Raw genomic sequence first — 23819 nt, forward strand, 5'->3', positions numbered from 1 at the left:
TGAACGGCGTGAATGTAACGGCCATCACAGCCTGTGGATGCACCTTCCCGCCGCATTCATCCGATCGTGTGAGGAACCCGGGCCGAGGTTGCCGACGGAGGGGGCCCGTACAGTGGCAGGGGCGCGATATGTGCACGGTGAACGTTCAGGGAGGCACCTGCCGTGAGTGAGTTTCGGTTCGTCCGGCTGGGCTTCGGCCCGGACGCCGTCGAGTACCAGGAAGCGTGGGACGAGCAGCGCCGCGTGCACGCCGCCCGCTTCGCCGACGAGGTCCCGGACACCTGCCTCCTCCTGGAGCACCCGCCGGTCTACACGGCGGGCCGCCGCACCGAGGACAGCGAGCGCCCGCTGGACGGCACCCCCGTCGTCGACGTGGACCGCGGCGGCAAGATCACCTGGCACGGGCCCGGTCAGCTGGTGGGCTACCCGATCCAGAAGCTGCCCCGCCCGGTGGACGTCGTAGCACACGTACGCCGCCTGGAAGAGGCACTTATCCGTACGTGCGCGGAGTTCGGTCTGGAGACCACCCGGGTCGAGGGCCGCAGCGGCGTATGGGTCCTCGGCGACCCGGTGGAGCAGCGCCCCGCGCTCGGCGGACTCTCCCTGGACTTCGACCCGCGCCTGCGGGACGACGAGTTCGACGCCCGCTTCAACGGTCCGGAGTACGCCCCGTCCAACGCGGGCCAGCGCCGCGAGGACCGCAAGATCGCCGCGATCGGCATCCGGGTCGCCAAGGGCGTGACGATGCACGGCTTCGCGCTCAACGTGAACCCGGACAACACCTGGTTCGACCGGATCATCCCCTGCGGCATCCGCGACGCGGGCGTGACGTCCCTCTCGTACGAACTGGGCCGCGAGGTCACCATCGCCGACGTGCTGCCCGTCGCCGAGCGGCACCTGCGCGACGTCCTGGAGAACGCGGAGCTCAAGCCGCGCGTCGTGGAGACCGCCTCCGCCCCCGCATAGGGAGACCCCGGGCGCGGGGAATGCACCCCGTTGGCCAGAGGTTGGCCGGAAGTAAGCCCCATGACATCACGGGCGTACCCTGGTGGACGCCGAAGAATCGAAGCTACAGGGAGCCGATGTGTCCGCAGTCGCACCCGACGGACGCAAGATGCTGCGCCTGGAGGTCCGGAACGCCCAGACCCCCATCGAGCGCAAGCCCGAGTGGATCAAGACCCGGGCGAAGATGGGCCCCGAGTACAACGCCCTCCAGAAACTCGTGAAGAGCGAGGGACTGCACACGGTCTGCCAGGAGGCGGGCTGTCCGAACATCTACGAGTGCTGGGAAGACCGCGAGGCCACGTTCCTCATCGGCGGTGACCAGTGCACGCGGCGCTGTGACTTCTGCCAGATCGACACCGGCAAGCCGCAGGCCCTCGACCGCGACGAGCCGCGCCGCGTCGGCGAGTCCGTCGTCACGATGGACCTCAACTACGCCACCATCACCGGCGTCGCCCGCGACGACCTGGAGGACGGCGGCGCCTGGCTGTACGCCGAGACCGTGCGCCAGATCCACGCCATGACGGCGGAGCGCGCCGAGGGCTACACCAAGGTCGAGCTGCTCATCCCCGACTTCAACGCCGACCCGGACCAGCTCGCCGAGGTCTTCTCCTCCCGCCCCGAGGTCCTCGGGCACAACGTGGAGACGGTGCCGCGCATCTTCAAGCGCATCCGCCCCGGCTTCCGTTACGAGCGCTCCCTCGAGGTCATCACCAAGGCCCGCGAGGCCGGCCTGGTCACCAAGTCCAACCTGATCCTGGGCATGGGCGAGACCCGCGAAGAGGTCAGCGAGGCGCTGCGCCAGCTGCACGAGGCGGGCACGGAGCTCATCACGATCACCCAGTACCTGCGCCCGACGCCGCGCCACCACCCCGTGGAGCGCTGGGTGAAGCCGGCCGAGTTCGTGGAGCTGAAGGACGAGGCCGAGCAGATCGGCTTCTCCGGCGTCATGTCGGGCCCGCTGGTCCGCTCCTCGTACCGCGCCGGCCGGCTGTACCAGATGGCGATCGAGAAGCGCGGCGCGTACGTCGCCTCGCAGGCGGTGTGACACCGGCACGTGCCGGGCGCGCGACGACTGTGTGAATCGGCGCACAAGCGCCTACCGCCCGGTACCGGCCGTGCTGACGCGGCCCATACGATCCCCGCAGGTGAAGGGGATCGTATGGGCCGCGTCAACGTTTTGGGCCCCCGTATCAAGGTTTCATCGGCGTTTGACCGGCCGGTCACGCCCTGGTAACACCAATCAGTGACCCTGGTACTACCGCACGTGCAGCCTTACCCATAGCCGCTCCCCCCACCCGAGCCGCTCTCCAGGAGGGCCCCATCATGCAGGCCGCGCCCGTTCGCGCCACCGCCATCCCGTCCGTCGCCGACGCCCTGCGCGCCGTCGAGTCGCTGCTGATGAGCGGCGGTCAGCGCACCGCACGGCGCAACGCGTGGACCTCCGTCCTCGAGGACCGCCGCCGCGCCAAGGACAGGGTCGAAGCACTGCGCGTACTCGAAGAGGCCGTGACGACGACCCGCACGTCGTAGTCGCCCCTCGGGGCACGTAGACTTCACGACATGGCGAGGAAGGAATCCACCGTGGCGGATGCGGCCGCGGAGCCAGGGCGACTCAAGCAGATCGCTCTGACCTACAAGATGACCCGTCGGGCCGACTCCAAGATCGGCCTGATCATCGCGGCTGTGGGAATCGTCACCTTTGGCGTCCTCCTCGCGTTCGGCTTCTTGATCGGCCACCCGATCTACCTGGGCATTCTCGGCTTCCTGCTCGCCTTCCTCGCGATGGCGATCGTCTTCGGACGCAGGGCCGAGCGCGCCGCCTTCGGGCAGATGGAGGGCCAGCCCGGAGCGGCGGCCGCGGTGCTCGACAAGATCGGCCGCGGCTGGACGACGACCCCCGCGGTCGCGATGAACCGCAACCAGGACGTGGTGCACCGCACCGTCGGCAAGGCCGGCATCGTCCTGGTCGCCGAGGGCAACCCGAACCGCGTGAAGGGCCTGCTGGCCGCCGAGAAGCGGAAGATGGCGCGCATCGTGGCGGACGTCCCGGTGCACGACGTCATCGTCGGAACGACCGACGACACGGTGTCGCTGAAGAAGCTGCGCACGACGCTCCTCAAGCTCCCCCGCGTCCTCACCGGCCCGCAGGTCACCGCGACCAACGACCGGCTGCGCGCGATGGGCGACCTCATGTCGAACATGCCGCTGCCCAAGGGACCGATGCCGAAGGGCGTGAAGGGCGGCCGCCCGCCCAAGATGCCGCGAGGCTGAGCCCGGACCTCACCGGCGGAGTCACTGGAACGCCCCCGCAGACGCCTTGACAAGGCGCCTGCGGGGGCGTTCTGGTAGCCCGCCGACCGCAGTAGCAGCTCACTGGGGCCGCCTCGACCGTACCGGTCCGGTCGCCCATCGGCCCGAGGGTCTGCATCATGCCGGGACCGAGGTCGATGAACCGCTCCACGTCCGCGCCCCACGTGCCGAGGTTGTGTAATGCCCCGGCGTCCAGGTGGAACGGCCCTGCCCCACCAGGATTCGCCCTGCGCGGGAACGAGTAGCAGCGCCGGGAGCTCGGGGCGCCCTCGACGACGGAGTTCATGCGGATCTCGCCCAGATCCACCAGCTTCTCGGTGAACCGGTGCGGGACGAAACTGTCGGCGCGGTCGGCGGCCTCTGAGATGCCCATGGTCGTACTCCTTGTTGCTGCGGGCAGGAGAGCCCTGCCCCTGCCCCGGCATTCAGTCGGGTGCCGGGCCGGTGGAAGTCCACTGGAATTCGGCTGCAAGGGCACTTATGTCTTCTGGACGGTTCTCGAACGTGCGGGCTAGCTTCCTCACCGGCATGAACAGGGCAAACGCGCGCCCGATTTCGCTTGCCGCCCCTCAAGAAGGAGGACGCCCCCATGGCAATTCGCGGGAAAATCGCGACCGCTGCCGCCGCCACGCTGCTTCTCACCGGCATCGGATTCATGAACACGGCCACCGCATCGGCCGGCGCATCAGCCACCGCACCGGCCGCCGGCACAAAATCATGCCCGGTGGTCGAAGTCAGAGACGGTGAGGATTACATCCTGCTCACCAAGAACGCCGACATGAAGACCGGGCCGTCCGCCACCTGCGGCACCGTCAAGTCCCTGACCGCGGGAACGAAGGTCTGGGCCTCGTGCTTCTACTCGACCGGGTGGGGCGAGACCTGGATGTACGGGCGCGTGGACGGCCAGGAGACCTACGGCTGGATACCCCCGGAGGCGTACGACAACTGGAACTACCACGACGACAACGGCAACGGCATGGTCGAGTGGGCCTGGTGCGGCAGCCAGGCCGTGGGCACCCCCAGGTGACCTGCGGCCCCAGGCGATGACGGGCGGCTGCCGGCCCCATCACGGCACGGCAGCCGCTTCAGGTCAATACACCTAGATCCGGACCTGCACCGCGCGGGAGAGGCGGTCGTGCAGGCCGCGCCCGTCGCGGTCCCAGATGAGGGCCGGGATGACGAGGCAGAGCAGCACACCGCGGAGGAAGGCCCATACGGGGGCGAGACGGCCGCCGCTCTCGGAGATGACGCGCAGCCGGAAGAGGGCCTTGCCCGGGGTGCAGCCGACCGTGCCGACGGTCAGCACGCTCATGACGAAGAAGATCGCGAGGGCCCAGTTGCCCATCGCCTGCTGGTCACCGCGCGCGAACAGGCCGTATGCAATCAGCATGCACAGGCCCCAGTCCACGGCGATGGCGCCGATCCGGCGGCCGGGGCGGGCGATCGATCCGGGCCCCTCCTCCGGCAGGCCGAGCTGCTCGCCCCGGTACCCGAAGTCGACGCCGGCGTCCTCCGCGGCCGCGCGCGGGCCGGACAGCCACGATCCGATTGCTTGCCTCTTGTCCACCCGTCAAAGGTACTGCGCCGCCCGCCCCACCCGGGCGGGCGGGGTGCTCGGCAGCCGCGTCGTGGCCCTCGGCGCGGCCGGGGCGGTTAACTTCAGCGAAACAAATGGGTCACGCTTGAGAAATCCCCCGTCCCTATGGTCGGGTCCCAGCGTGTGCCACCGCACTGGCCGCACAACGAGCCGTAACCCCGTCCCGCCCCGGACGGGAGTAGGAGGAGTTGGATGTTGTTCCAGAACGCCGACGACGCGAAGAAGTTCATCGCGGACGAGGACGTCAAGTTCATCGACGTCCGATTCTGCGACCTGCCCGGTGTCATGCAGCACTTCACGATCCCGGCGGCGGCGTTCGACCCGGAGGAGGAGCTGGCCTTCGACGGTTCGTCGATCCGCGGGTTCCAGGCCATCCACGAGTCCGACATGGCGCTGCGCGCGGACCTGTCGACCGCGCGGGTCGACCCGTTCCGCCGCGACAAGACCGTCAACATCAACTTCTTCATCCACGACCCGATCACGGGCGAGCAGTACAGCCGTGACCCGCGGAACGTGGCGAAGAAGGCCGAGGCCTACCTCGCCTCGACCGGCATCGCCGACACCGCGTACTTCGGCCCCGAGGCCGAGTTCTACGTCTTCGACAACGTCCGCTTCCAGACGTCGGCGAACGAGAGCTTCTACCACATCGACTCCGAGGCCGGCGCCTGGAACACCGGTGCGGTCGAGAACAACCGCGGCTACAAGGTCCGCTACAAGGGCGGTTACTTCCCGGCCCCGCCGGTCGACCACTTCGCCGACCTGCGCGCCGAGATCTCCCTGGAGCTGGACAAGAACGGCCTCCAGGTCGAGCGCCAGCACCACGAGGTCGGCACGGCCGGCCAGGCCGAGATCAACTACAAGTTCAACACGCTGCTCGCCGCGGCCGACGACCTGATGCTCTTCAAGTACATCGTGAAGAACGTCGCCTGGCGCAACGAGAAGACCGCGACCTTCATGCCGAAGCCGATCTTCGGCGACAACGGCTCGGGCATGCACGTGCACCAGTCGCTGTGGTCCGGCGGCAACCCGCTCTTCTACGACGAGCAGGGTTACGCGGGCCTCTCGGACACCGCCCGCTACTACATCGGCGGCATCCTCAAGCACGCCCCGTCGCTGCTGGCGTTCACCAACCCGACGGTGAACTCCTACCACCGCCTGGTCCCCGGCTTCGAGGCCCCGGTCAACCTGGTCTACTCGCAGCGCAACCGCTCCGCGGCCATGCGTATCCCGATCACGGGCTCGAACCCGAAGGCCAAGCGCGTCGAGTTCCGCGCGCCGGACCCGTCCTCGAACCCGTACCTCGCCTTCTCCGCGCTCCTCCTCGCGGGCCTCGACGGCGTGAAGAACAAGATCGAGCCGGCCGAGCCGATCGACAAGGACCTCTACGAGCTCGCCCCCGAGGAGCACGCGAGCGTCCCCCAGGTCCCGACCTCCCTCCCCGCGGTCCTCGACGCCCTGGAGGCGGACAACGAGTACCTGCAGGCGGGCGGCGTCTTCACGTCCGACCTGATCGAGACGTGGATCGACTACAAGCGCACGAACGAAATCGCCCCGATCCAACTCCGCCCGCACCCGCACGAGTTCGAGCTGTACTTCGACATCTAAAGATCAGGTCCGGGTGACCTGGGAGGGTTCCTGGAAATATGCGTTGACCTGCGAAGACACTGCTCGGCAGTGCTCGCTGTTGCCGCTTGTTTTCCACCCTCTTGTGCACCGCGTGTGCACCGCCTGGTCGATTCACTGACGTAACGTCAGTAACAGTGAGGCCGTTGCCCCCGCGGGGGTAACGGCCTCACTCGCATATACACACCCTCCAGGACCCCCGCATCCGCAAAACCGTGACGAGTAGCGTTTCACGATCACCACCCCGTCCGTTATCCCTGATCAGAAGCTTGTCGGACTCGGCGGCGTGACGTTCCATACGAGCGGGTGCCGAACCCACTCGCTCGCGCATCAAGGTGGCATTCACGCCCGTCCTCCCGCCTGAGGTTCTGGCCGTGCCGCCCAGCAAGCAGATCGCGGCTCCATAACGCCGCACTGTCGCAGCAACCTGTCGAGCCCGAACGAGTGCCGCCGCCAGGCGGTGCGTCGCAGCGAAGCCAAGCACTCACAGGTGTCTGACTGACTTACCCTCAGCATCCTTCGTACGGCACACTTTTGTCAGTGCCCGCGTGTACCGTCCAGAACGACTCTGGACCACAACCACACAGCGGTCGCGCCTTGCCTGGCCCGACTGGCAGAGGAGCGAGACGAGTTGAGCATCACTCAGGGGCTGTCCCAGTCCGTCGAACTCAAGAAGCCACTGACCGCACTGATCAACGGGGGCTGCGTACCCGTCGGCGGCATCTACCGTCTCGACTACGACTCGGCTGTGGTACTGACCGATGACTTCAAGAAGGAGAAGGCCGGGGGAGTTCCGAGGGGCGGCTTCCTTCTCGCCGTCGCGGGGGACAACACAGAATCCGGGTTCATACTCGAAGATCAAGAGATCATCTTGCTTCGTGTCCGCGGGACTGCGCCACTACCCAACGAGTCTGAGCTGATTCAGACTCGGCTGGCGGTTGTCCGCGACGCAGGCGCATCGGGAGTCGGTTTCGACGATGTCACCGATGTGCTGACACGCAACGAACTCCAGCAGTCGGCCTTCGACTGCGAAGTTCTGGGCACCTTCTACACCGAGACCGAGGGCCGCGAAGCGGCGATCGAGTTCGGGGCCGACATCGACAACGTAGTCGTCTCCGCACGCTACCAAGTCTTCCTACCCTCGACCCAAGTATTGTCGTGGCTGGCGTCCTACCCTGAGCCTGCCGACAAGAAAGACGCCCTCGCCCTCGGAAGAGTCCGCTTCGCTGCTACGCGGCGCAAGGCTCTGATCGCCGGCACCGATAGGGCAGAAGCTCGCATCAACGTCTCCGACTTCGTGGGACGAAAGACGGCCGTGTTCGGCATGACGCGAACCGGGAAATCCAACACCATCAAGACGCTAGTCACCGCTGTCCACCGGTACGGGTCGGAACATAAGCGCTCAATCGGTCAGCTGATCTTCGACCCTCAAGGCGAGTACGCGAACGTCAACAAGCAAGACCAAACGGGCCTTCGCCTCCTCGGTGACGACGAGAGCACGGTGCGGATCTACAAGGTGCACCCGAGCTCCGCGGACGGCCGAGAAAAGCCCCTGCGTATCAACTTCTATGACCGCGAGGTTCTGGAAGCAGCTTGGAGCCTGGTAAGCGAAGCAACTATGCCGGTCAACACCAACTACGGAAAAAGCTTCCGATCAGCAGTCCTATCCGAGCCCGATCAAAATGATCGCAGCAAGCACGCCCGCTGGGGGTGGGCCATGGTTGCCTTCTACGGGCTCTTGGCCAAGTGCGGCTTCGAGGCAGCACAACTACCTCAAGACCTCGTGGTTGTCGCTCCATCGACTCCGATGCAGGACTTCGTAGCCGCCCATCCTGACGCCGTTGTGCAGGCTCGTCGAGCGGGGTTCTACCGAGTGTCCAACCCCGCAGGAGCGTTGGCGCTCGCCGAATGGGTTGGCGAACGGGAAAGCGAATTCCCCAAGTGGCACGATACTCAGGATTGTCACTTCAGTGCAATTTGGGGCGTCTATAAGTACACCGGCGTGACCTCCGCCATTCGAACCATTCGACCATTTCATGGTCCACAATCGGCAGGCGACGTCGGAGAGCACTTGTGGCAAGACATGCAGGCAGGCCGACTTGCTATTGTCGATCTCTCCAGCGGAAACGATCAGGTCGCCAAAGTCATGTCCGAGCGTATCGTCACCCACCTGTTGAACCGAGCAGGCGAACGATTCCGCGCTGACCACGATCCCGTAGAAATGCAGATCATCGTCGAAGAAGCGCACAATCTCTTTGAACGCAGCGGGCGAGACGTAGCGGATGACCCCTGGGTTCGCCTGTCGAAAGAGGCAGCAAAGTACCGGATGGGCCTGATCTACGCCACGCAAGAAGTCACATCCGTCGACAAGCGCATGCTGTCGAATACGTCAAATTGGCTGATAGCCCATCTCAACTCTGACCACGAGACACGCGAGTTGGCGCACTACTACGATTTCAAGGTTTGGGCGCCGAGCATCATCCGAGCAGAGGACGTCGGATTTGTTCGAATGAAGACCTACTCGGGAAAATACATCGTTCCAATACAGGTCTCCAAGTTCGACCATGCCATGGTAAATGCCGCCCGCAATGCGGCCGGCTTGGCAAGCATCGACGTCTCGATTGAAAGCGAGTAGCTCGTGCCCTACGACGGCGAGAAGGCTTCTAGGCTTGGCCATGTAGAAACGGTCAGGAACGAAGCGGTCAAGGCGGCACTCCAACGCTGGACCATCACCAGCGCTCGCCCCGATGGGGAGGGGGGCATCGCTGAACTCTGTTCAGCTCTCGAAGATTTGCCTCTCGTCGGCAAGCTTGATGAAGTAGATTTCTCCATCACCGTGGACGGCTCGGACACAGAGGTGGACACAACTCGCGACCATCCAACGGTGAAAGTTGGCTATCTCCGAGTCGCCGGGTCCGTGGTTAGACTCGATGTCTTTCGCAGCCTTTCACGAGTAAGGCACATCGATCCGCGCGAGGTTCGCAAGTCTCATTCTGAATATGCCTTCGACGTCGCTCTGCCTGGATCTCAATTGACCCGGCCAGGCATGAGCGGCGTGGAGACCTGGCGCATAGAGCTCGAGGACTTTCTTAACAGTTCGCGTTTCGACTCTAATACTGAGATGACCCTCGCAGATGGACTTCTCGCTCTGCATGGCACTCGCGGCAAACCGGCAACCACTATCGGTCTACGCGTCTGCCCCGGGTGCGGCAAGAAGGCGGACAGCAGCCTCGCACTAATAGCCGGAAAGAAGGGCGGGTCCTGCCCCTCGTGTAACGCGCATCTCTACCTCGCAGACGTTCTGCGGACCCACGAGGAATACAACGTAGAGGGTTCCAATTTCACTCCGCTCGGGCGTGTCATGACCGTTGCCGAGCGATTGATGTCGGTGTGCTACCTGAACTTCTTCGCCGACACTGCACCAGAAGTTCTCCGGCACACCCTCTTCATCACCGATGGTCCTCTGGCATTGTTCGGACCGCTTGCGCCGCTCAAGCGAAGGTTCGAGGAACACCTGGGCAATTTGAGTAACTGGTGCACAAAGCAGGGCCTCGTCGCACCGCTTGTTGTCGGAATTGAGAAATCGGGTGCTTTTGTTGAGCATGCCGAATTGATCAAGGATCTAATTCCACCAGGCCACGTCATGCGGCTCACCAATGCATATATCAATAGGATTTCGGGGCGCCCCGAAGATAACGAGTACGGCGTGGACGAATTCTATGGACGCCGTTTCATATACCGGACTCGGACTGGTGACCCCCTAGTCATCACGGTTCTACCTAGAGGAGGGCTGTCGCCATACAATGGCGACAGCCCCGAGGTCGAAGGCTGGGAGGCATATCCGACGCTCCGTCTGATATGCGAGGTTCTCGACTCCTTGAGGACCCGCATGTACAGGCATGCCGTCGTGCCCATCGCCCTAGCGCACTCGGCAGCGGCACTGCCTCTCGGCGTGGGGCGCTCAGTCTTGACGATGATGGCGCAGCAGAACATCCCCGGACTGACACCCCATCTCCAGGCGGTCCAACCACCCACGTACTTCAAGAGGTAGGCCCGATCGTGTTCCGGATCACCCGCACGTCCGGCAAGATGGGCGAGTGACCTCTGTGACCTCGCCAGCGACTACCACCGCCGCAAGCGGCCTTGTCCGGGTTGCCGCCCCCCTTGGCGCCGACGAGGCGATCCATACCCAGACACGCGCGCTACCCCAGCAGCTTGAGCCAATCTCCCATGCCCTCTCTCACGGGCGTTACCAGTCCCCCTTGCGCTACCCAGGAGCCAAGTCCTCACTAGCTCCCGTAATTTCACGAGTGATTACATCAGCGAAGCAGTCTCGAGAGGTTCCCGAGGTAAACCTTCTAGTCGAGCCCTTCGCCGGCGGCGCGTCTGCCTCACTGCGCTCTATCGGTGAGGGAATCGCAGATCGCATCCTCCTCGCAGACGCCGACCCACTTGTCACAGCATTTTGGCAGGCGGCCGCCGCCGACACCGAGCAGCTTATCGACCGAATGCATGAGGAATGGAAGAATTATGTTCGCGCTGGCGGCATCTCGGCAGTAGATCGATGGGATTACTGGCGTGCATGGACCCCGCGTCCCGAGATGTCATCGCGCGACCGCCGTTTGGGCATGGCGACACAATGTCTGTTCCTTAACCGAACTACCTTTTCCGGAATTTTGCACGGAAAGGCTGGACCCATTGGCGGCCGCACCCAATCCAGCAATTACCCTATTGGCTGCCGCTGGAATCCCGATGCACTCGCCGAACGACTTAGGTATGTGGGCCATCTCTACGATATCGGACGGCTAGTAGACGTATGGTGCAAGGACTGGCGTCGAACTCTTGATGACGTGCCCGAACAATACCCGCAGCTCTTGCCCTCCCGCGTAGTCGCCTATCTCGACCCTCCGTACATTGAAAAGTCATCCCTCCTGTATCGAACATCATTCGATCCCCGTGGGGGCTACGGTGGTGACGGTCGCAGTTCATCCGCCGATACGTCCGCCGATCCACTTCATCTCAGCCTCGCAAGCTACCTGCGAACAAGAGCACAGTTCCGCTGGCTACTCAGCTACGACAACCACCCCATGCTCTTGCAGAGCAAGTGGCTTTATGCGCAAGCCAGAATGACTCCGTCAGAAATCGATCGCGAGACTCTAGGCGTGCGACAGTGGCGAATCACCAAACGACTGGTCGCTACGCGCTACTCCGCAGCTGGACGTTCTGGAAAGCGTTCTGCCGAGGAATTGTTGATCACAACACTTCCTCCAGCGACCGTGCCACTGGATGATCAGCTGCGCTTGCCGTAGTGGGTTCTGAGTAGGCGCAATCACGCGGGTCTTCGGCTTTGCTGCCGTGGCCGGAGGAAGGCTCTCAGCGCCACCCGTCCAAGGACACCTGGGGCCCGTCGGCAAGGTACCGCCGCAGCGCGCTAGCAGTGGTGTCGACGAACTCTTCCGGGATGGCATCGGTGTCGACCCAGCGGACCTGGGCGTGCTTACGTGGCTCGCGGTTCTCGGGCTCGCCGATCCAATCGTGGGCTGCGAAGACGACGGTCAGGAAGCCATTGGGCGCTTCAACTCCCCACGCCCCGTGGATGATGTGGGCGACCTTGAGGGACTCCGGCTTCACCGTCAGGCCGGTCTCTTCGTAGAGCTCACGCACGGCAGTGTCGGTGATCGGCTCGCCGGGCTCGCTCTTGCCGACAGGCAGGTCCCACATGCCCTGGGCGAACTTGGCGTTCTCGCTGCGCTGCAGGAGGACGACGCGGTTGGTGGCCTGGTCGTGGACGATGACGGCAGCGACCAGCAGGGTCATGGATTCGAGTGCGGGCTTGAGGGCTTTGGGCTGGTCGTCGGTGGTCTGTTGAGCCACTGTGCGTCCCTTCGTCGGCCGGTTGGTGGGCATGTTAGGCGAGCACTTCACGTGCGCGGCGTGCGAGTTCGGCGGCGCCGGGTACTTTGCGCCGCTGATAGACCGCGAGGGTGGACCGCAGCGACGTGATCGCTTTACGAGTACGGTCGGAGGTCATGCCCTCCATGAGCGTCAGAGCCTGCGACCAGGCAGCGACCGCCTCGTCGGCTCGGGCCTGAGCAGCGAGGCTATCGCCCAGGTCGGCGTAGGTGAGGGCGTGGACGCGCTTGTACTTCACGGGGTCCCAGCGGACCAGGGCATCGCGGTGCTGTTGTTCCGTGCCGGTGTGGTCAGCGAGGTCCGTGAGTGTGCGGGCGGTGTGGCTGGCCACGGTGCCGGCAGCTGGGCCGCTGACGCGGGAGTAGCTGGGCTGCGGGCCGTCCTCGCGCAGGAGGGCGTCCTCGGCGGCGAGTAGGGCACGCGCCGCGGCGGGCTTCTCGCCTGTGGCTGCGTAGGCGCGAGCGTGAGTGATGTGGAGCAGAGCCTCGGTCTGGCCGCCGATACGGCCGACGCCCTGGGCGAGGGCCGCTTCGGCGAGGTCGATGCAGTGGTGGGGCTGCTTGAGGCTGAGCGCCTGGTGGGCGAGGGTGCGCATCATCCAGGCAGCGTGTCCGTGCGGGTCGGCCTCGCAGGCGAGTTGGTAGCCGACTTGGTAGTAGCGCTGGGCTGCGCCTTCCTGGCCGAGGTCGTGGTGCTTCCAGCCTGCGAGATAGGCGAGTTCGGCAACCGCGCCGAAAGCCGCTCGACGTAAGGGCTCGGTGGTGAACCGTCCGCGGAGCATCGGGGCTGCGGTGTCGGCGAGGTAGGCGGTGACGGTGGTCAGCCCGTGGCCGCCGCCGAGGCGTTCATCGGCGGCGCTGAACGCGGCGGTGATCTGGCGTACGACGTCCACGTCCTCCTCGCCGACCAGCATGGTGCCGGTGCGGGCGCGGAGCATGCGGGCGGTGGCCTCGTGGTCGTGGGCGAGCGGCATGGCGACACCGGCGGTGGTGAAGGCGGCGATCGCGAGGAAATGGTGGTGCTCGACGTCGGCGCGGCCCAGATTGGTCACCGCCAGGACCGGATCGGCTTCGTCCTGGTCACTGTTGTCACGTGTGCCCAAGCCAATTTCAGCCCTGGTGATGATGCGGCGTGATCGGCGGGACAGCGCTTCGGCGAGGTACTGGGCGGCCCGGCCGCTGGGCCGCCGGGTGCCGTTGACCCAGTGGGAGATAGCCGACTTGTTGGTCTGGATGATCTCGCCGTTCTCGGCGGCGATGCGCCGTACGTCCTTCGCAAGCGCCTCGTACGTGCAACCGGTCGCGTCGATGGCTTCGCGCAGGCGGGAGTTGGGTGCTCGTTGGACTGCCACGACCGCCTCCGCTCCGGGCCTGTAAACCGCGTATACCGCTTCGCCCCGCTCTCACCGTACCCACTGAGCGTGACGACCGGTTCACTAATCATCAGCCGCCCGGAACGGTTCCAGGACCAACCGTGAATCCAGGCTCCCCACTTGGCCGGGCGGCCCCAAGTTCCGTACAGCTACTTCAGGTTCGGGCATTCCTATGCCCGAACCCGGCCGAAGAGAGACGGCGACACAGTGACCACCATCGATACCGCGGCCATCACGGTCGAGCTGCCTGAGGCGTTCGACGCGCGCTGGAGCCGCCTGCCCGGCATCCAGGTCGACGGCCGACACATCACCATCGATCCGGCCGACTACTTCTTCCGATTCGAGTCCAGCACCTGGCTCGTCGCCGACTGGGAGCTGGTCAAGGAGCAGCTCCTGAACGTGAACGAGACGACCGAGAGTGCGGTCGAGCAGCTCGCGCTTGGCTTCATCAAGCAGCACAGCCAGTCCACTTCGGACGCGGCCCGCGTGTTGGCCACCGCGTACGAGGTGTATGCGTACCTGTTCCGCGAGGAGCACCTCGCCGGCCTCGGCCTTCCGCAGATCACCCCGGCACACCTGCGGATGCTCCGCGAGGCGGCCACGCTGATGGCGCTGAACAAGGTCGAGCTGGACGGGCACATCTCGAACGTCGGCCCGTGCTGGTTCTTCCCCGCCGCCACCTCCGTCGTCTTCGACCTGGACGACGAGACCGGCGGCATGCACGACGAGGTCTACCACGGTGGCTGGTTCAACGAACACCGTCGCATCGAGTCCATCAAGGCCCACGCCGCGCTCGGCGGGCGGCTGGTGCACGGCTGCCAGTCCGTGCCGGACCAGTCCGGTGGGGTGGTCGCCCCCTACGGTGCGTCGATGGCCAACTTCCGTGACGACCTTGCTCAGTTCAAGGCCGGATGGATCGAGCAGGTCTACGCCCATCGCGTGATCACCGCCGCATAGCCCGCACCCGACTTGGCTCCGGGGCGGGCCGGCACCTTCGCCCGCCCCGGACGCCCTCAACCACAGGAGTCCCCCCATGGATGCGGCCCTCAACGCCGAACTCTTGGACAACGTACTGACCGCCGCCGGGCAGCCTGCCGCCGCGAAGCGCGCGGAGGTACGCGTCTGGTCCATGTCCGGCGTCGAACGCCTGACGTTCCCCGACGGCGCCACCACCATCTTCAAGTACGCCAAGAAGCCCTTCGACAGCGAAGATCAGGCCCTCCGCCTGGCTCACACCCTCGGCGTCCCGGTCCCCAAGGTCCGGGCCTCTGCAGTACTCGACGGCTGGCTCGGAATGCTGCTGGAGGATCTCGGCACCCCTACCCGGGATGCCGATGACCTCGACGGTGCTGCCGCAGCGGTGGTCCTGCACCACATGCGCACCGCCGCCGCTCTGCCCGTCCTCGACAGAGAAGCCCTGCGCTCCTTGCCCGGCCGGGCACTGGATCACCTCGATCAGCTTCGCAAGGCCGAGCGATGGCAGGATGCTGACGACATCGGGACCGCACTCGACCGGCTCGCCCAGGCCGCCGAAGCACGCTCGGCCGGAACGACGATGGCGCCGTTCGGCTGGGTGCACTCCGAGTTCCACCCCACCAGCCTGCACATCGGCCAACGCGGCTGGCGCCTACTGGACTTCGCCCGTGCCTTCACGGGCCCCGGCCTGCTCGACCTCGCCAGCTGGCACGGCACCCTCGACGAGCCGGAACCGTACCGACTTCGGGTCTTCCTCGAGCAGTACGTCACCGAGGGCGGCACCCCCGACGCCCTCGCCGTGCGGGGCGGTCTCGCCGCCGAGCAGTGGGCGCTGGGCTGGCACCGGATGTGGGCGGTGGAGTGGTTCATGGAGCAGGCCATCCGATGGATCAACGCCCCGGCCACCGACCCCGCGTACATCAAGGTCGTCCGTCGCCACCTCACCGATGCCCTCCGCCTCCTGGAGGTATAGATGCCGCTCGCTCAGGCATCCCCCTGGCACGCACACGCACTCCAACGCACCACCGCCGGGCCCGCCACAGCGCTACCTGTACGAGCCCGCATGGAATGGACCACCAGGCCCGGCAACGGCCCAAGTGCAGAGATCCTCGGCCCCGACCTACACGGGAGGCGGATGCTCGAACTCGGCTGCGGCCCCGGCCACAACGCCGCCCACCTCGCCACCCGGCACGGTGCCCGCGTCACCGGCCTCGACCTCGTGGGCCTTCAGATCCGCAGGGCCCGCACCCACTACGGACGGCTCAGCAACCTCACCTTCGTCGCTGGCCACGCCCTGCACTACCTGCAAGCCAGCGACGAGCAGTTCGACGGCATCTACTCGGTCTTCGGCGCCGTCGGCCTGGTCGCCCCCGAGCTCCTGCTTCCTGCCATCGCCCAGCACCTGAAACCCGGCCGCACTCTGGCCTTCACAGTGCCCCACCCCGAGCGCGGAGGCCGCCGCCCGTCACCGGACGACCGGCCACGCCGCGATCACGTCATGCTCCCTGACCGCACCCGACTCCCCGTCGCTCGCTGGGACTTCGACGCCGGCCGCTGGGAGACACACCTCGACCGCGCGGGCCTCTGGGTCACCTTGGCCCAGGAGTTCCATGACGCCCGTCACGGTCGCTGGCCGACCACCTTGCTGATCACTGCCCGCAAGCTCTGATCCCTGCTCCAGCTCCCTTGGAGGTACCGATGCGCCGACCCTTCCTGCTCCTCGACATCGACGGCGTCCTCATTCCGTTCCCGGCCGAAGACGGGGCCACCCCGGCCACCCACGTCCGGCATGACGTCGTTCCTACCGGCCGGAGCGCCGAGGACTCCGTCACCGTCTGGCTCAACCCCGGCCATGGCCCTCTGTTGACGGACGTGTTCCGTACCGGCCTGGTCAGCCCGGTCTGGTGCACCAGCTGGCGCAGGGACGCCACCACCTTGATCGGCCCGCTCCTCGGCCTCCCGACCCTGCCGTACGTGGACCTTCCCCGCCCGCAGATCACCACCAGTCACCCCGACGGCTACCTCTGGAAGCGCGACCATGTCGAGACCTGGCTCGGCGACACGCCCGTCGCTTGGATCGACGACGACTTCACCAACCTCGACCACGCCTGGGCCGCAGAACGCACCACCCGCGGCTCGGCGACCCTGCTCGTCCAGCCAGACCCCCACGTCGGGCTCCGAGGCGAGCACCTGGCATGCGTACGGGCGTGGGCCGCACAACTGATCACCACGCCGACCGGAGGGCCGACAGCAACGAGCAAGGTCCAAGCCGCGTGATCTACCCGGCACACAGGCAAAGTTGATGCCCTCGCCGCGACAAGCGACGAGGGCATCCGTACTGGCTCAGCACTGCCGATTGAGGCAAGGCCGCCTCGACTGCGAGCGGCCGCTGCTGCTACCGATGTCGGCCGCGTTCTTCGGTATTCGTACTCATCGTGGAAGACACGGGTCGTGTCGTATTCGGCGCGGTAGACACGGGCGCCGTGCTGGCGCGAGTGCTTGGTGTCCGTGCCGCCTGTGCGCGCTTGTTCGGCTGTGCGGTGATGCGCCAGTTGAGGACTTCCGCCGGGCGTTCAGCCGTGTCGAGCTCTCGGCTGGCTGCCACTTCAGCGAGGAGGCGCCTGGTGTCGTGGCCAGCAGTTTCCGCTCGGGCGAGCGTGGTGGCCAAGGCCGGCCAGGCGGCGTCGGCGAGGACACGCTCGGCATGGCCGGGTATTGCCTGGCGTACTGCGGCTTCGAAGCGCTGCACGGTCTGGGGGCGTGGGGCGCGACGGGCGAGGTCCGCCAGGACAGGCTCGGCGGTTTGGCGGTACACCTCCTGAAGGTGGCGGAAGGCTTCCTCGGCCGCGGCGGCCTGCTGTTCGTGGCCGCGCTGCTCGTGCCACTTGGCAGCGGCTCGGGCCAGGTGCAGGACGGTGAAGATCAGGGCCATGCCGAGCCCGCCCGGAATGTTGGCGGCCTGGGTGAGTTCCCTTGCTGCATGGCGGAGTTCGGCGGCCGCCTGGTGATCGGCCCGGATCGCCGAGCGGCGTGCGCGGTTGAACGCCCTTGCTGCCGCTTGCAGTTCAGCCTGATGAGGGCCGGGGGCCCTGCGGGCTAGGTTGTGCAGAGTGTCGGCGAAGGCATCCAGATGGCCCTGAGCGGCGGCATCGTCGCTCGAATCGAGCACCGCGAGAGCCGTACGCGCGGCGGATTCCGTACGACGCCACGGCTCACCCGGATCCGCCATCCGTTGCGGTCGATCCGCTATCTCCTGAGTGGAAAGGCGTTCGGCCAGCCGGTTGTACGACAGGTCGGGCGCGAGCGCGGAGCCGCCGAAGAAGGTGCTGTCGCCGGGGGCGGCCAGGCTGTAGCCGTCCACCTCACCGGTCTTGGCGCTGACGCGCGGCTTGACCCGGATGCCCAGCGACGCGAGCACACTGAAGTAGTCATCAATGCTGCGGACAGCGGCAGCAACCTCGTACGCGTGCTCGCGCAGCCATTCGCGCGTGGTCGACTTCTGGCCCAACCGCTCGGCCTTGGCCCGCTCCGCCCCGGTAGGCGTCCTGGGTGCGGTCAGGTCTCCGGACTTGAGGCGGCGCAAACCGAACTCGGCCTCGATCTCGCGGCACTCCTGCTGTGCCCGCCAGCCATCCCGGTTCGTGCGCGGACGACGGCCGTCGGCGCGGAGGCTGGTGGCCAGGATGTGAATGTGGTCGTCCGCGTGGCGCACGGCGATCCACCGGCACGCCTGGTCGTCGCCTTCGGGTGCGATGCCGGTGGCGGCGACGACCCGGCGGGCGACCTCGGCCCACTCGGCGTCGGTCAGGTAGCGGTCGCCAGGCGCGGTGCGAACCGGGCAGTGCCACACGTGCTTCGGCGGCTTCTGCCCACCCAGCTCACGGGTGCGCAGGTCGACGTGATGGTCGAGGCGGCGGGCGAGCTGGGTGTACGTGGCTTCGGGGTCGCGGCCGGGGTCGGGGGCGCCGGCCATGTCCCAGGCCGCGACGATGTGCGGGTCGGTGTGCTCGTCCCGACGGCCCTTGCCGAAGAGGTAGTTGATCAACCCGAGGGTGCTGGAGCCGGTGGAGACGTCAGGCACCATGGCCGGCCCCGCCTTCCGCCACGAGTTCGTCCACCAACTCGTAGCTGCGCTGGACGGCCTGATCGACGTGGTCGAGTACGACCTCGGTCTGCTCGGGAGCAGCTCCGCTGTTGATGGCCATGGTGATCTGGTTGAGGTTGGTGCCGATCCGGTTCAACGTCTTGATGTGCGACTCGACGGCCTCCACCAGCGGGCGGACGGGATCGGCCTCCGGGCTACCGGTCATGTTCGCCTTGCCAAGCGCGACGGCGAGGGCGGCGTCCCCGACGAACCCGGCGAATGTCAGTCGGCGCCGCTTGGCTGCCTCGTCGATGAGGCGCACTGCGGTCGCGGTGAAGCGGATCTTCTTCTCTTGGTCTCGCTTCTCGGTGGTACGCCTGCGGTTCAACCGCGCGGGCAGCACGGGGGTGTCGGACTCACGCCACGAGAGCTGCTCAACAGGCAACGGAGGGCGGGCAGATGACTCGAACGACGGGACGGCGAGCTCGGCGGGCAGTTCGTCGCGTACGGCGGAAGGGTTGGCGGCGGACGTAGCGTTGGGCTCGGTCACCCCCTCCCCCGGCTCGGGTGCCCGCTGGCGCCCGGCCTCCTCCCCCGCCACCCCAGGGGCGGGGGCAAGCGCGGACGAAGCCCCGTTAGGGGCTCGAACGCTCCAGCTTGCTGCTGTTCGTGCGCCGAGGCCGAGCCATCCCCGACGGCGAGGGGTGCGGTGGTTTTCGGTGTTGGGCATCGTGGTGCTCCAGTGGCATAGGCGGGACGCTGTCGCATCCGTTGCATGCGTCGCGTGCCTGGTCAGCGCAGGTACGGACGGATGGGCAGGTACGGATACGTCCGTCCCGGTGTAAGAGTCCGTCCCCGCGCTGACCTGCGCGGGGACGGAAGCGACGCAGTGATACGGACCGGTGCGGTCAGGGCATCCGCTTCGGCCCGGCAGGGCCTCCGGGCAGGCCGACGGGGAGCGAACACGCCGGTGCGGTAGGCGGCTTGCATTGCGTCGGGCGGTCAGGGGAAGTGCCGCATGCGGGCTCTGGCGAAGCCTCCGCCTGGACCAGGTCGGGACAGTGGCGAGCCCAGGCATCCAGGAACCGGTTACGCAGATACGCCTTGGCCTGCTTGCCCTGGTCGAAGCGGTAGTTGACCGGGCCGATGCCGAAGTCCCGCAGCAGATTGCCCAAGTGGTAGGCGTTCAGCCCCTTCGCGCCGTGATCCGCCCACGGAGCGTCCGCGTCCTGGATCAGGGCAGCCACCAGGTCCAGGGTGGGCACGGCCTCGGGGTTCTTCGCCCGCTCGAAGATGCGATGGATGTCTCGTAGCAGGCGCGTCTTCAGACTGGTCTGTTCGTCCTGCACCGCCTCGTGCCGGGTCATGGCCAGGCAGGCGGCGCGGGCCTGGGCGGGCCAGTGACCGCCGGCCAGGTCGGCGATGATGACCAGTGGCTCCCAAGTGTCCGCTGCCCGGTCCTCCACCGGCATCGCCGGAACCATGCGGGCAGCCGTGCCGCGTAGCGGCCCAAGCCAAGCAGCCAACCGGTCACGCAGAGCGTTGAGTTCAGGCGCTGCGTATCGCGTCCGGAACGGGGCGACCTTCTCGCCGGGCTTGCGCTTCTGCATCCGCAGTACGACCGACCGGTCGGTGATCGTATCCGGCAGGTCACCGATCCCCGCGATGGCGGCCATCGCGAAGGTGGGGAACGGGGTGGGCTTGTGTTCCGGTCCGGAGATCCGCCAGGCCGGTCGGTTGCGCTGGTGTCCAGCGTTCAGCAGGCCGCGCAGGATCTCGCTGTCGCCCGCTGCCTTGGGGCTGAAGATGGTGTCGGCCTCGTCGACCAGCAAGGTGGGCGGGATCTTGCCGATGGTGCGGAAGATGACCGCCGGAGAGGTGTTCACCGTCATCATCGGGTCGTGGACGGTCTCGTAGAGCACGTCCAGCACACGGGACTTGCCGCACCCCTTGGTCGGACTCATCACCGCCAAGCGGGGCGCGTGCTGCAGAGCGGTCTGGATATGCGTGGCCGCCACCCACAGGGTGACCGCGGTCAGCGCCTCCTCGCTCGGCAGCACCACGTACTTGCCGATCATCGACCGCAACTCGTCGAGCAGCACCGCCCCCTCACGATCGGTCGCGTCCCCACCGTCCCCGGTCCCCGATCGGTCACCGGAGGTCGACGCATCCGCCGTCCCCGTCCCCGTCCCCGTCCCCGAATGGTCATCCGTCCCCAGCTCCCGGCGGGGACCGAAACCCCCGTCCCCAAGGCGCTGCGATGCGTCCCCCGACGGTCCCGGCGTGTCCCCGCTGCGGTCCCCGAACTCGGTCCCCATCGCACTGACCTGCAGATCAACAGCAGACTCAGACCTTCGGTCGACGGCAGGGGACCGGTCCCCAACCGGCAATGTGGATATCCGGTCCCCGACATCCCGTCCCCGTGTACCGGTCTCGTTTTGGGGACCGTGGTGGTCCCCATCGACCGCAATGGCCATCTGTCCGGGGACGGCATCCACGGACTGCGTGTCCTCCTGGTCCCGGGCGAGCCTGGGGATTCCCTGGCCGGGGACGGCGACCGTGGGCCAGGCAGGTTTGGGGGATGCGCCAGCGGATGGGGTGGACGTAGAGTCCTCCATAGACGTTCCTCTCCGATGAGGGCAGGTCCGGCAAGACCCGCCCTCACCCGTTCGTTCCTTCAGATATGGGCGATCAGTTGGGGAATCCTCGGCCCTCGGCGGTGGCTCGCCGGGGGCCGCTTCGTTGTCTCCGTGGGGTGTTGCAGGGTCAGACCGTGAGGTCGTACGAGGTCTGCGCATCCAGCCACGCGTCCACCTCCCGCCACCGGTAGCGCAGGTACCGGCCGACCTTGTGCACGGTCGGGCCGATACGGCGATGGCGCCACTGGTAGAGCGTCTTCACGGGTACTCCCAGGTAGGCCGCGACCTCCTCTGGCGTGGCCAGAGGGACAGGACCAGTACCGCTGGGCGCTGCGGCACGAGGGGTTCGAGGCATAGGGGCTCCTTCAGGGAAGTGGCGGGGGTGGACAAGACAGCCACAGAATTACCTGCCGCGTCCAGCGGCATTGTGCGGGAATTCCACGGCCACCCCAAACGGCCTGTCGCCGGGTGGGATAAAAACCGTAGACCCGGATCCCCGGTTGCCGAAATCGCACCGGAGACAGGGAGATTCTGTCCGCATTTTCGGCAGACGCCCCGGTCGCCCCAATCCATCCATGTCACCAGGACCGACCACAGGTCAGCGGCTCACCCGAGCACCCCCGCGACAACGGCGCGGGACCATAGCACGAGAATCCGGCTTCACCGAACCGCCCGAATTGCCGAGCGCCGCCAAGTTTTCACAACTCCTTGAGCAACCCTTGCCATGACTGCCGAATTCGAGTTACAGCTATCTGTCATGGCAACCCGACCCATTGAAATAGGCCCGGCCGGAATCCAGGCCGCGCGCAATATCGAGACCCTGCGTCTGCTGCGCGGGCTCTCCCAGCAGAGCCTCGCCGAGCGGTGCACCGCCCTCGGCCGACCCATGACCAACATCGCCCTCAGCCGCACGGAACGCGCTCGCCGCCGCTGCGACATCGACGACCTCGTCGCCATCGCCACCGCACTCTGCGTCTCGCCGAGTGCTCTGCTCGCAACCTCCGTTGCGGGGCAGCATGGCTGAGCCGTACGACCGCTGGCACAAGAAGCGACCTCATGCCGACGACGAGACCTGCACGGCTCACAAGAAGGTCCCGTCCCGCGAACACGGTCGCGGCAAGCGGTGGTTGGCTCGCTGGCGCGATCCCGACGGGCAGCAGCAAAGCGAGAGCTTCGACCGGTACGAGGACGCCCGGCAGCACCTCACCAAGATGCAGGGCAGCGTCGACGACGGCACGTACATCGACCCGAGAAGGGGCGAGGCCCAGCTCAGGGCGGTGGCCGAGCAGTGGCTGGCGAACCAGACCTTCGACAACCCTCGGACCTACGCCCAATACGAGTCCCGCGTCCGCAACCACATCGTCGGGCCGATGGGCTCGCTCAAGCTGCGCCAGATCAAGGCGTCCACCGTGCAGACCTGGATCAAGCGCCGGTTGCAGGTACTGGACGAGACGACGGTCGGGCTGGTCTTCACGCACCTGTCGTCCATCCTGGCCATGGCCGTGGACGACGACCTGATCGCCAAGAACCCTTGCGAGACGGGGTCGGTGAAGCGCGTGAAGCCGCGACGATCGAAGAAGGCGGCGAAGGACGTACCCCTCTCGTGGGAGCAGACAGATGCTCTGCGGCCGCACCTACCGGAGCGCTATCAGGCCACGGTCGACTGCGCCCGAGGGCTGGGCATGCGGCAGGGCGAGATCTTCGGCTTCAGCCCCGAGGACGTCAACTGGCTACAGAAGGACAAGGTCGTCCACATCCGCCGCCAGATCACCCACGACCGCGGCACGCTGGTCTTCGCCCCGCCCAAAGGCGGCACAGACGACGACCCCAAGGACCGCTTCGTACCGGTCGGCGATCCGCTGGCCTTGTTGCTCAGCCAGCACATGCGCAAGCACCCACCGGTAGAGGTCACCTTGCCGTGGATGACCAAGGACGGTGAGCCCGTCACCGTGCGCCTGGTGTTCACGACGCGGGAGCGTAAGCCGCTGAACAAGAACTACTTCAACTACCTCTGGAAGGGTGCCCTGGAGGCGATCGGCGCGATAACGGCCCTCAACGACAAGCCCGTTGGCAAGGGCCGCAAGTGGGAGGAGTGCCGCGACAAAATGATGCACGCCCTACGGCATCTCTTCGCCTCGGAGGCGATCAACGAAGGCGTTGACGTCTACACCCTCGCCGACCTCCTCGGCCATGAGGACCCTGCGTTCACCCTCCGCCGCTACGTCCACCGCGTGACGGGGGCGGTCGAGAAGGCCCGCAAGGCGATCGGCCGGCGCTACCGGTCCGCCGCGTGAAACGAGC

General features: G+C 66.5%; 22 protein-coding genes. 15 read left to right on the plus strand and 7 right to left on the minus strand.

The window, feature by feature from the left end:
- Positions 1 to 162 precede the first annotated feature (162 nt).
- From lipB to ACZ7DY_RS10140, 5 genes are all read left to right on the plus strand, one after another.
- Positions 163 to 966, plus strand: coding sequence for a lipoyl(octanoyl) transferase LipB (lipB, locus tag ACZ7DY_RS10120; RefSeq protein WP_471132545.1), 804 nt, complete (start codon positions 163 to 165; stop codon positions 964 to 966).
- A gap of 118 nt (positions 967 to 1084) precedes the next feature.
- Positions 1085 to 2050, plus strand: coding sequence for a lipoyl synthase (locus ACZ7DY_RS10125; RefSeq protein ID WP_402000580.1), 966 nt, complete (start codon positions 1085 to 1087; stop codon positions 2048 to 2050).
- A 278-nt stretch (positions 2051 to 2328) separates the two neighbouring features.
- Positions 2329 to 2535, plus strand: coding sequence for an SCO2195 family GlnR-regulated protein (locus ACZ7DY_RS10130; RefSeq protein WP_055567209.1), 207 nt, complete (start codon positions 2329 to 2331; stop codon positions 2533 to 2535).
- Between the two features lie 30 nt (positions 2536 to 2565).
- Positions 2566 to 3276, plus strand: coding sequence for a DUF4191 domain-containing protein (locus ACZ7DY_RS10135; protein WP_471132548.1), 711 nt, complete (start codon positions 2566 to 2568; stop codon positions 3274 to 3276).
- Positions 3277 to 4039: 763 nt separating this feature from the next.
- Complete coding sequence (locus ACZ7DY_RS10140) at positions 4040 to 4342, plus strand: hypothetical protein (RefSeq protein ID WP_471132549.1); 303 nt, start codon at positions 4040 to 4042, stop codon at positions 4340 to 4342.
- 72 nt (positions 4343 to 4414) lie between these two features.
- Here the strand turns inward: ACZ7DY_RS10140 and ACZ7DY_RS10145 are convergent, their stop codons facing one another.
- Positions 4415 to 4882, minus strand: a complete 468-nt coding sequence (locus tag ACZ7DY_RS10145; RefSeq protein ID WP_471132551.1) for an RDD family protein — start codon at positions 4880 to 4882, stop codon at positions 4415 to 4417.
- Between the two features lie 225 nt (positions 4883 to 5107).
- Between ACZ7DY_RS10145 and glnA the strand changes: the two genes are divergently transcribed.
- From glnA to ACZ7DY_RS10165, 4 genes are all read left to right on the plus strand, one after another.
- On the plus strand, positions 5108 to 6517 hold the full coding sequence (gene glnA, locus ACZ7DY_RS10150; protein ID WP_471134456.1) for a type I glutamate--ammonia ligase: 1410 nt from the start codon (positions 5108 to 5110) through the stop codon (positions 6515 to 6517).
- Between the two features lie 649 nt (positions 6518 to 7166).
- A complete protein-coding gene (locus tag ACZ7DY_RS10155) occupies positions 7167 to 9170 on the plus strand; it encodes an ATP-binding protein (RefSeq protein WP_471132554.1) in 2004 nt (667 codons plus the stop codon).
- Between the two features lie 3 nt (positions 9171 to 9173).
- Complete coding sequence (locus ACZ7DY_RS10160; protein ID WP_471132557.1) at positions 9174 to 10586, plus strand: hypothetical protein; 1413 nt, start codon at positions 9174 to 9176, stop codon at positions 10584 to 10586.
- Between the two features lie 55 nt (positions 10587 to 10641).
- Positions 10642 to 11844, plus strand: a complete 1203-nt coding sequence (locus ACZ7DY_RS10165) for a DNA adenine methylase (protein WP_471134458.1) — start codon at positions 10642 to 10644, stop codon at positions 11842 to 11844.
- 64 nt (positions 11845 to 11908) lie between these two features.
- On the opposite strand, the gene ACZ7DY_RS10170 is transcribed toward ACZ7DY_RS10165, so the two are convergent.
- On the minus strand, positions 11909 to 12442 hold the full coding sequence (locus ACZ7DY_RS10170) for an NUDIX domain-containing protein (RefSeq protein WP_471132560.1): 534 nt from the start codon (positions 12440 to 12442) through the stop codon (positions 11909 to 11911).
- 1 nt (position 12443) lies between these two features.
- Entirely contained in the window at positions 12444 to 13799 is a 1356-nt protein-coding gene (locus ACZ7DY_RS10175; RefSeq protein ID WP_471132563.1) for a helix-turn-helix domain-containing protein, read from the minus strand.
- A 228-nt stretch (positions 13800 to 14027) separates the two neighbouring features.
- On the opposite strand from ACZ7DY_RS10175, the gene ACZ7DY_RS10180 reads away from it, so the two are divergent.
- From ACZ7DY_RS10180 to ACZ7DY_RS10195, 4 genes are all read left to right on the plus strand, one after another.
- Entirely contained in the window at positions 14028 to 14777 is a 750-nt protein-coding gene (locus ACZ7DY_RS10180; RefSeq protein ID WP_471132565.1) for a hypothetical protein, read from the plus strand.
- Between the two features lie 76 nt (positions 14778 to 14853).
- Positions 14854 to 15768 (plus strand): phosphotransferase family protein, encoded by a 915-nt coding sequence (locus ACZ7DY_RS10185; RefSeq protein WP_471132567.1) that lies wholly within the window; start codon positions 14854 to 14856, stop codon positions 15766 to 15768.
- Positions 15769 to 16464 carry a class I SAM-dependent methyltransferase gene (locus ACZ7DY_RS10190; RefSeq protein WP_471132570.1) on the plus strand — a complete coding sequence of 232 codons (696 nt, stop codon included), beginning with the start codon at positions 15769 to 15771 and terminating at the stop codon, positions 16462 to 16464.
- Positions 16465 to 16493: 29 nt separating this feature from the next.
- Positions 16494 to 17072: an HAD domain-containing protein gene (locus tag ACZ7DY_RS10195; RefSeq protein ID WP_471132572.1), complete on the plus strand. Its 579-nt coding sequence runs from the start codon at positions 16494 to 16496 to the stop codon at positions 17070 to 17072.
- Positions 17073 to 17190: 118 nt separating this feature from the next.
- Here the strand turns inward: ACZ7DY_RS10195 and ACZ7DY_RS10200 are convergent, their stop codons facing one another.
- From ACZ7DY_RS10200 to ACZ7DY_RS10215, 4 genes are all read right to left on the minus strand, one after another.
- Complete coding sequence (locus ACZ7DY_RS10200; RefSeq protein WP_471132574.1) at positions 17191 to 18879, minus strand: relaxase/mobilization nuclease domain-containing protein; 1689 nt, start codon at positions 18877 to 18879, stop codon at positions 17191 to 17193.
- Positions 18869 to 19480, minus strand: coding sequence for a MobC domain-containing protein (locus ACZ7DY_RS10205; RefSeq protein ID WP_471134461.1), 612 nt, complete (start codon positions 19478 to 19480; stop codon positions 18869 to 18871). The genes ACZ7DY_RS10200 and ACZ7DY_RS10205 overlap by 11 nt, the downstream gene beginning before the upstream one ends.
- 307 nt (positions 19481 to 19787) lie before the next feature.
- The gene (locus tag ACZ7DY_RS10210) at positions 19788 to 20966 is read right to left on the minus strand and encodes a DUF3631 domain-containing protein (protein WP_471134462.1); all 1179 of its coding nucleotides are present in this window, start codon (positions 20964 to 20966) and stop codon (positions 19788 to 19790) included.
- Positions 20967 to 21645: 679 nt separating this feature from the next.
- A complete protein-coding gene (locus ACZ7DY_RS10215; protein ID WP_471132576.1) occupies positions 21646 to 21873 on the minus strand; it encodes a helix-turn-helix transcriptional regulator in 228 nt (75 codons plus the stop codon).
- Between the two features lie 402 nt (positions 21874 to 22275).
- Here ACZ7DY_RS10215 and ACZ7DY_RS10220 point away from each other — a divergent pair, with 402 nt between their 5' ends.
- Positions 22276 to 22542, plus strand: a complete 267-nt coding sequence (locus tag ACZ7DY_RS10220; RefSeq protein WP_471134464.1) for a helix-turn-helix domain-containing protein — start codon at positions 22276 to 22278, stop codon at positions 22540 to 22542.
- Positions 22535 to 23812 (plus strand): tyrosine-type recombinase/integrase, encoded by a 1278-nt coding sequence (locus tag ACZ7DY_RS10225; protein WP_471132579.1) that lies wholly within the window; start codon positions 22535 to 22537, stop codon positions 23810 to 23812. Before ACZ7DY_RS10220 ends, ACZ7DY_RS10225 begins: the two co-directional genes overlap by 8 nt.
- Positions 23813 to 23819 lie beyond the last annotated feature (7 nt).

The organism is Streptomyces sp. NPDC037013, from assembly GCF_055607265.1.

What these genes read in the sequence shown, in the direction of transcription:
- ACZ7DY_RS10185 (WP_471132567.1), top strand. Translation starts at nt 14,854, where the DNA reads ATGGATGCGGCCCTCAACGCCGAACTCTTGGACAACGTACTGACCGCC.
- ACZ7DY_RS10225 (WP_471132579.1), top strand. Translation starts at nt 22,535, where the DNA reads ATGGCTGAGCCGTACGACCGCTGGCACAAGAAGCGACCTCATGCCGAC.
- ACZ7DY_RS10190 (WP_471132570.1), top strand. Translation starts at nt 15,769, where the DNA reads ATGCCGCTCGCTCAGGCATCCCCCTGGCACGCACACGCACTCCAACGC.
- ACZ7DY_RS10215 (WP_471132576.1), bottom strand. Translation starts at nt 21,873, where the DNA reads ATGCCTCGAACCCCTCGTGCCGCAGCGCCCAGCGGTACTGGTCCTGTC.
- ACZ7DY_RS10220 (WP_471134464.1), top strand. Translation starts at nt 22,276, where the DNA reads ATGGCAACCCGACCCATTGAAATAGGCCCGGCCGGAATCCAGGCCGCG.
- ACZ7DY_RS10130 (WP_055567209.1), top strand. Translation starts at nt 2,329, where the DNA reads ATGCAGGCCGCGCCCGTTCGCGCCACCGCCATCCCGTCCGTCGCCGAC.
- ACZ7DY_RS10135 (WP_471132548.1), top strand. Translation starts at nt 2,566, where the DNA reads ATGGCGAGGAAGGAATCCACCGTGGCGGATGCGGCCGCGGAGCCAGGG.
- ACZ7DY_RS10195 (WP_471132572.1), top strand. Translation starts at nt 16,494, where the DNA reads ATGCGCCGACCCTTCCTGCTCCTCGACATCGACGGCGTCCTCATTCCG.
- ACZ7DY_RS10200 (WP_471132574.1), bottom strand. Translation starts at nt 18,879, where the DNA reads ATGGTGCCTGACGTCTCCACCGGCTCCAGCACCCTCGGGTTGATCAAC.
- ACZ7DY_RS10170 (WP_471132560.1), bottom strand. Translation starts at nt 12,442, where the DNA reads ATGCCCACCAACCGGCCGACGAAGGGACGCACAGTGGCTCAACAGACC.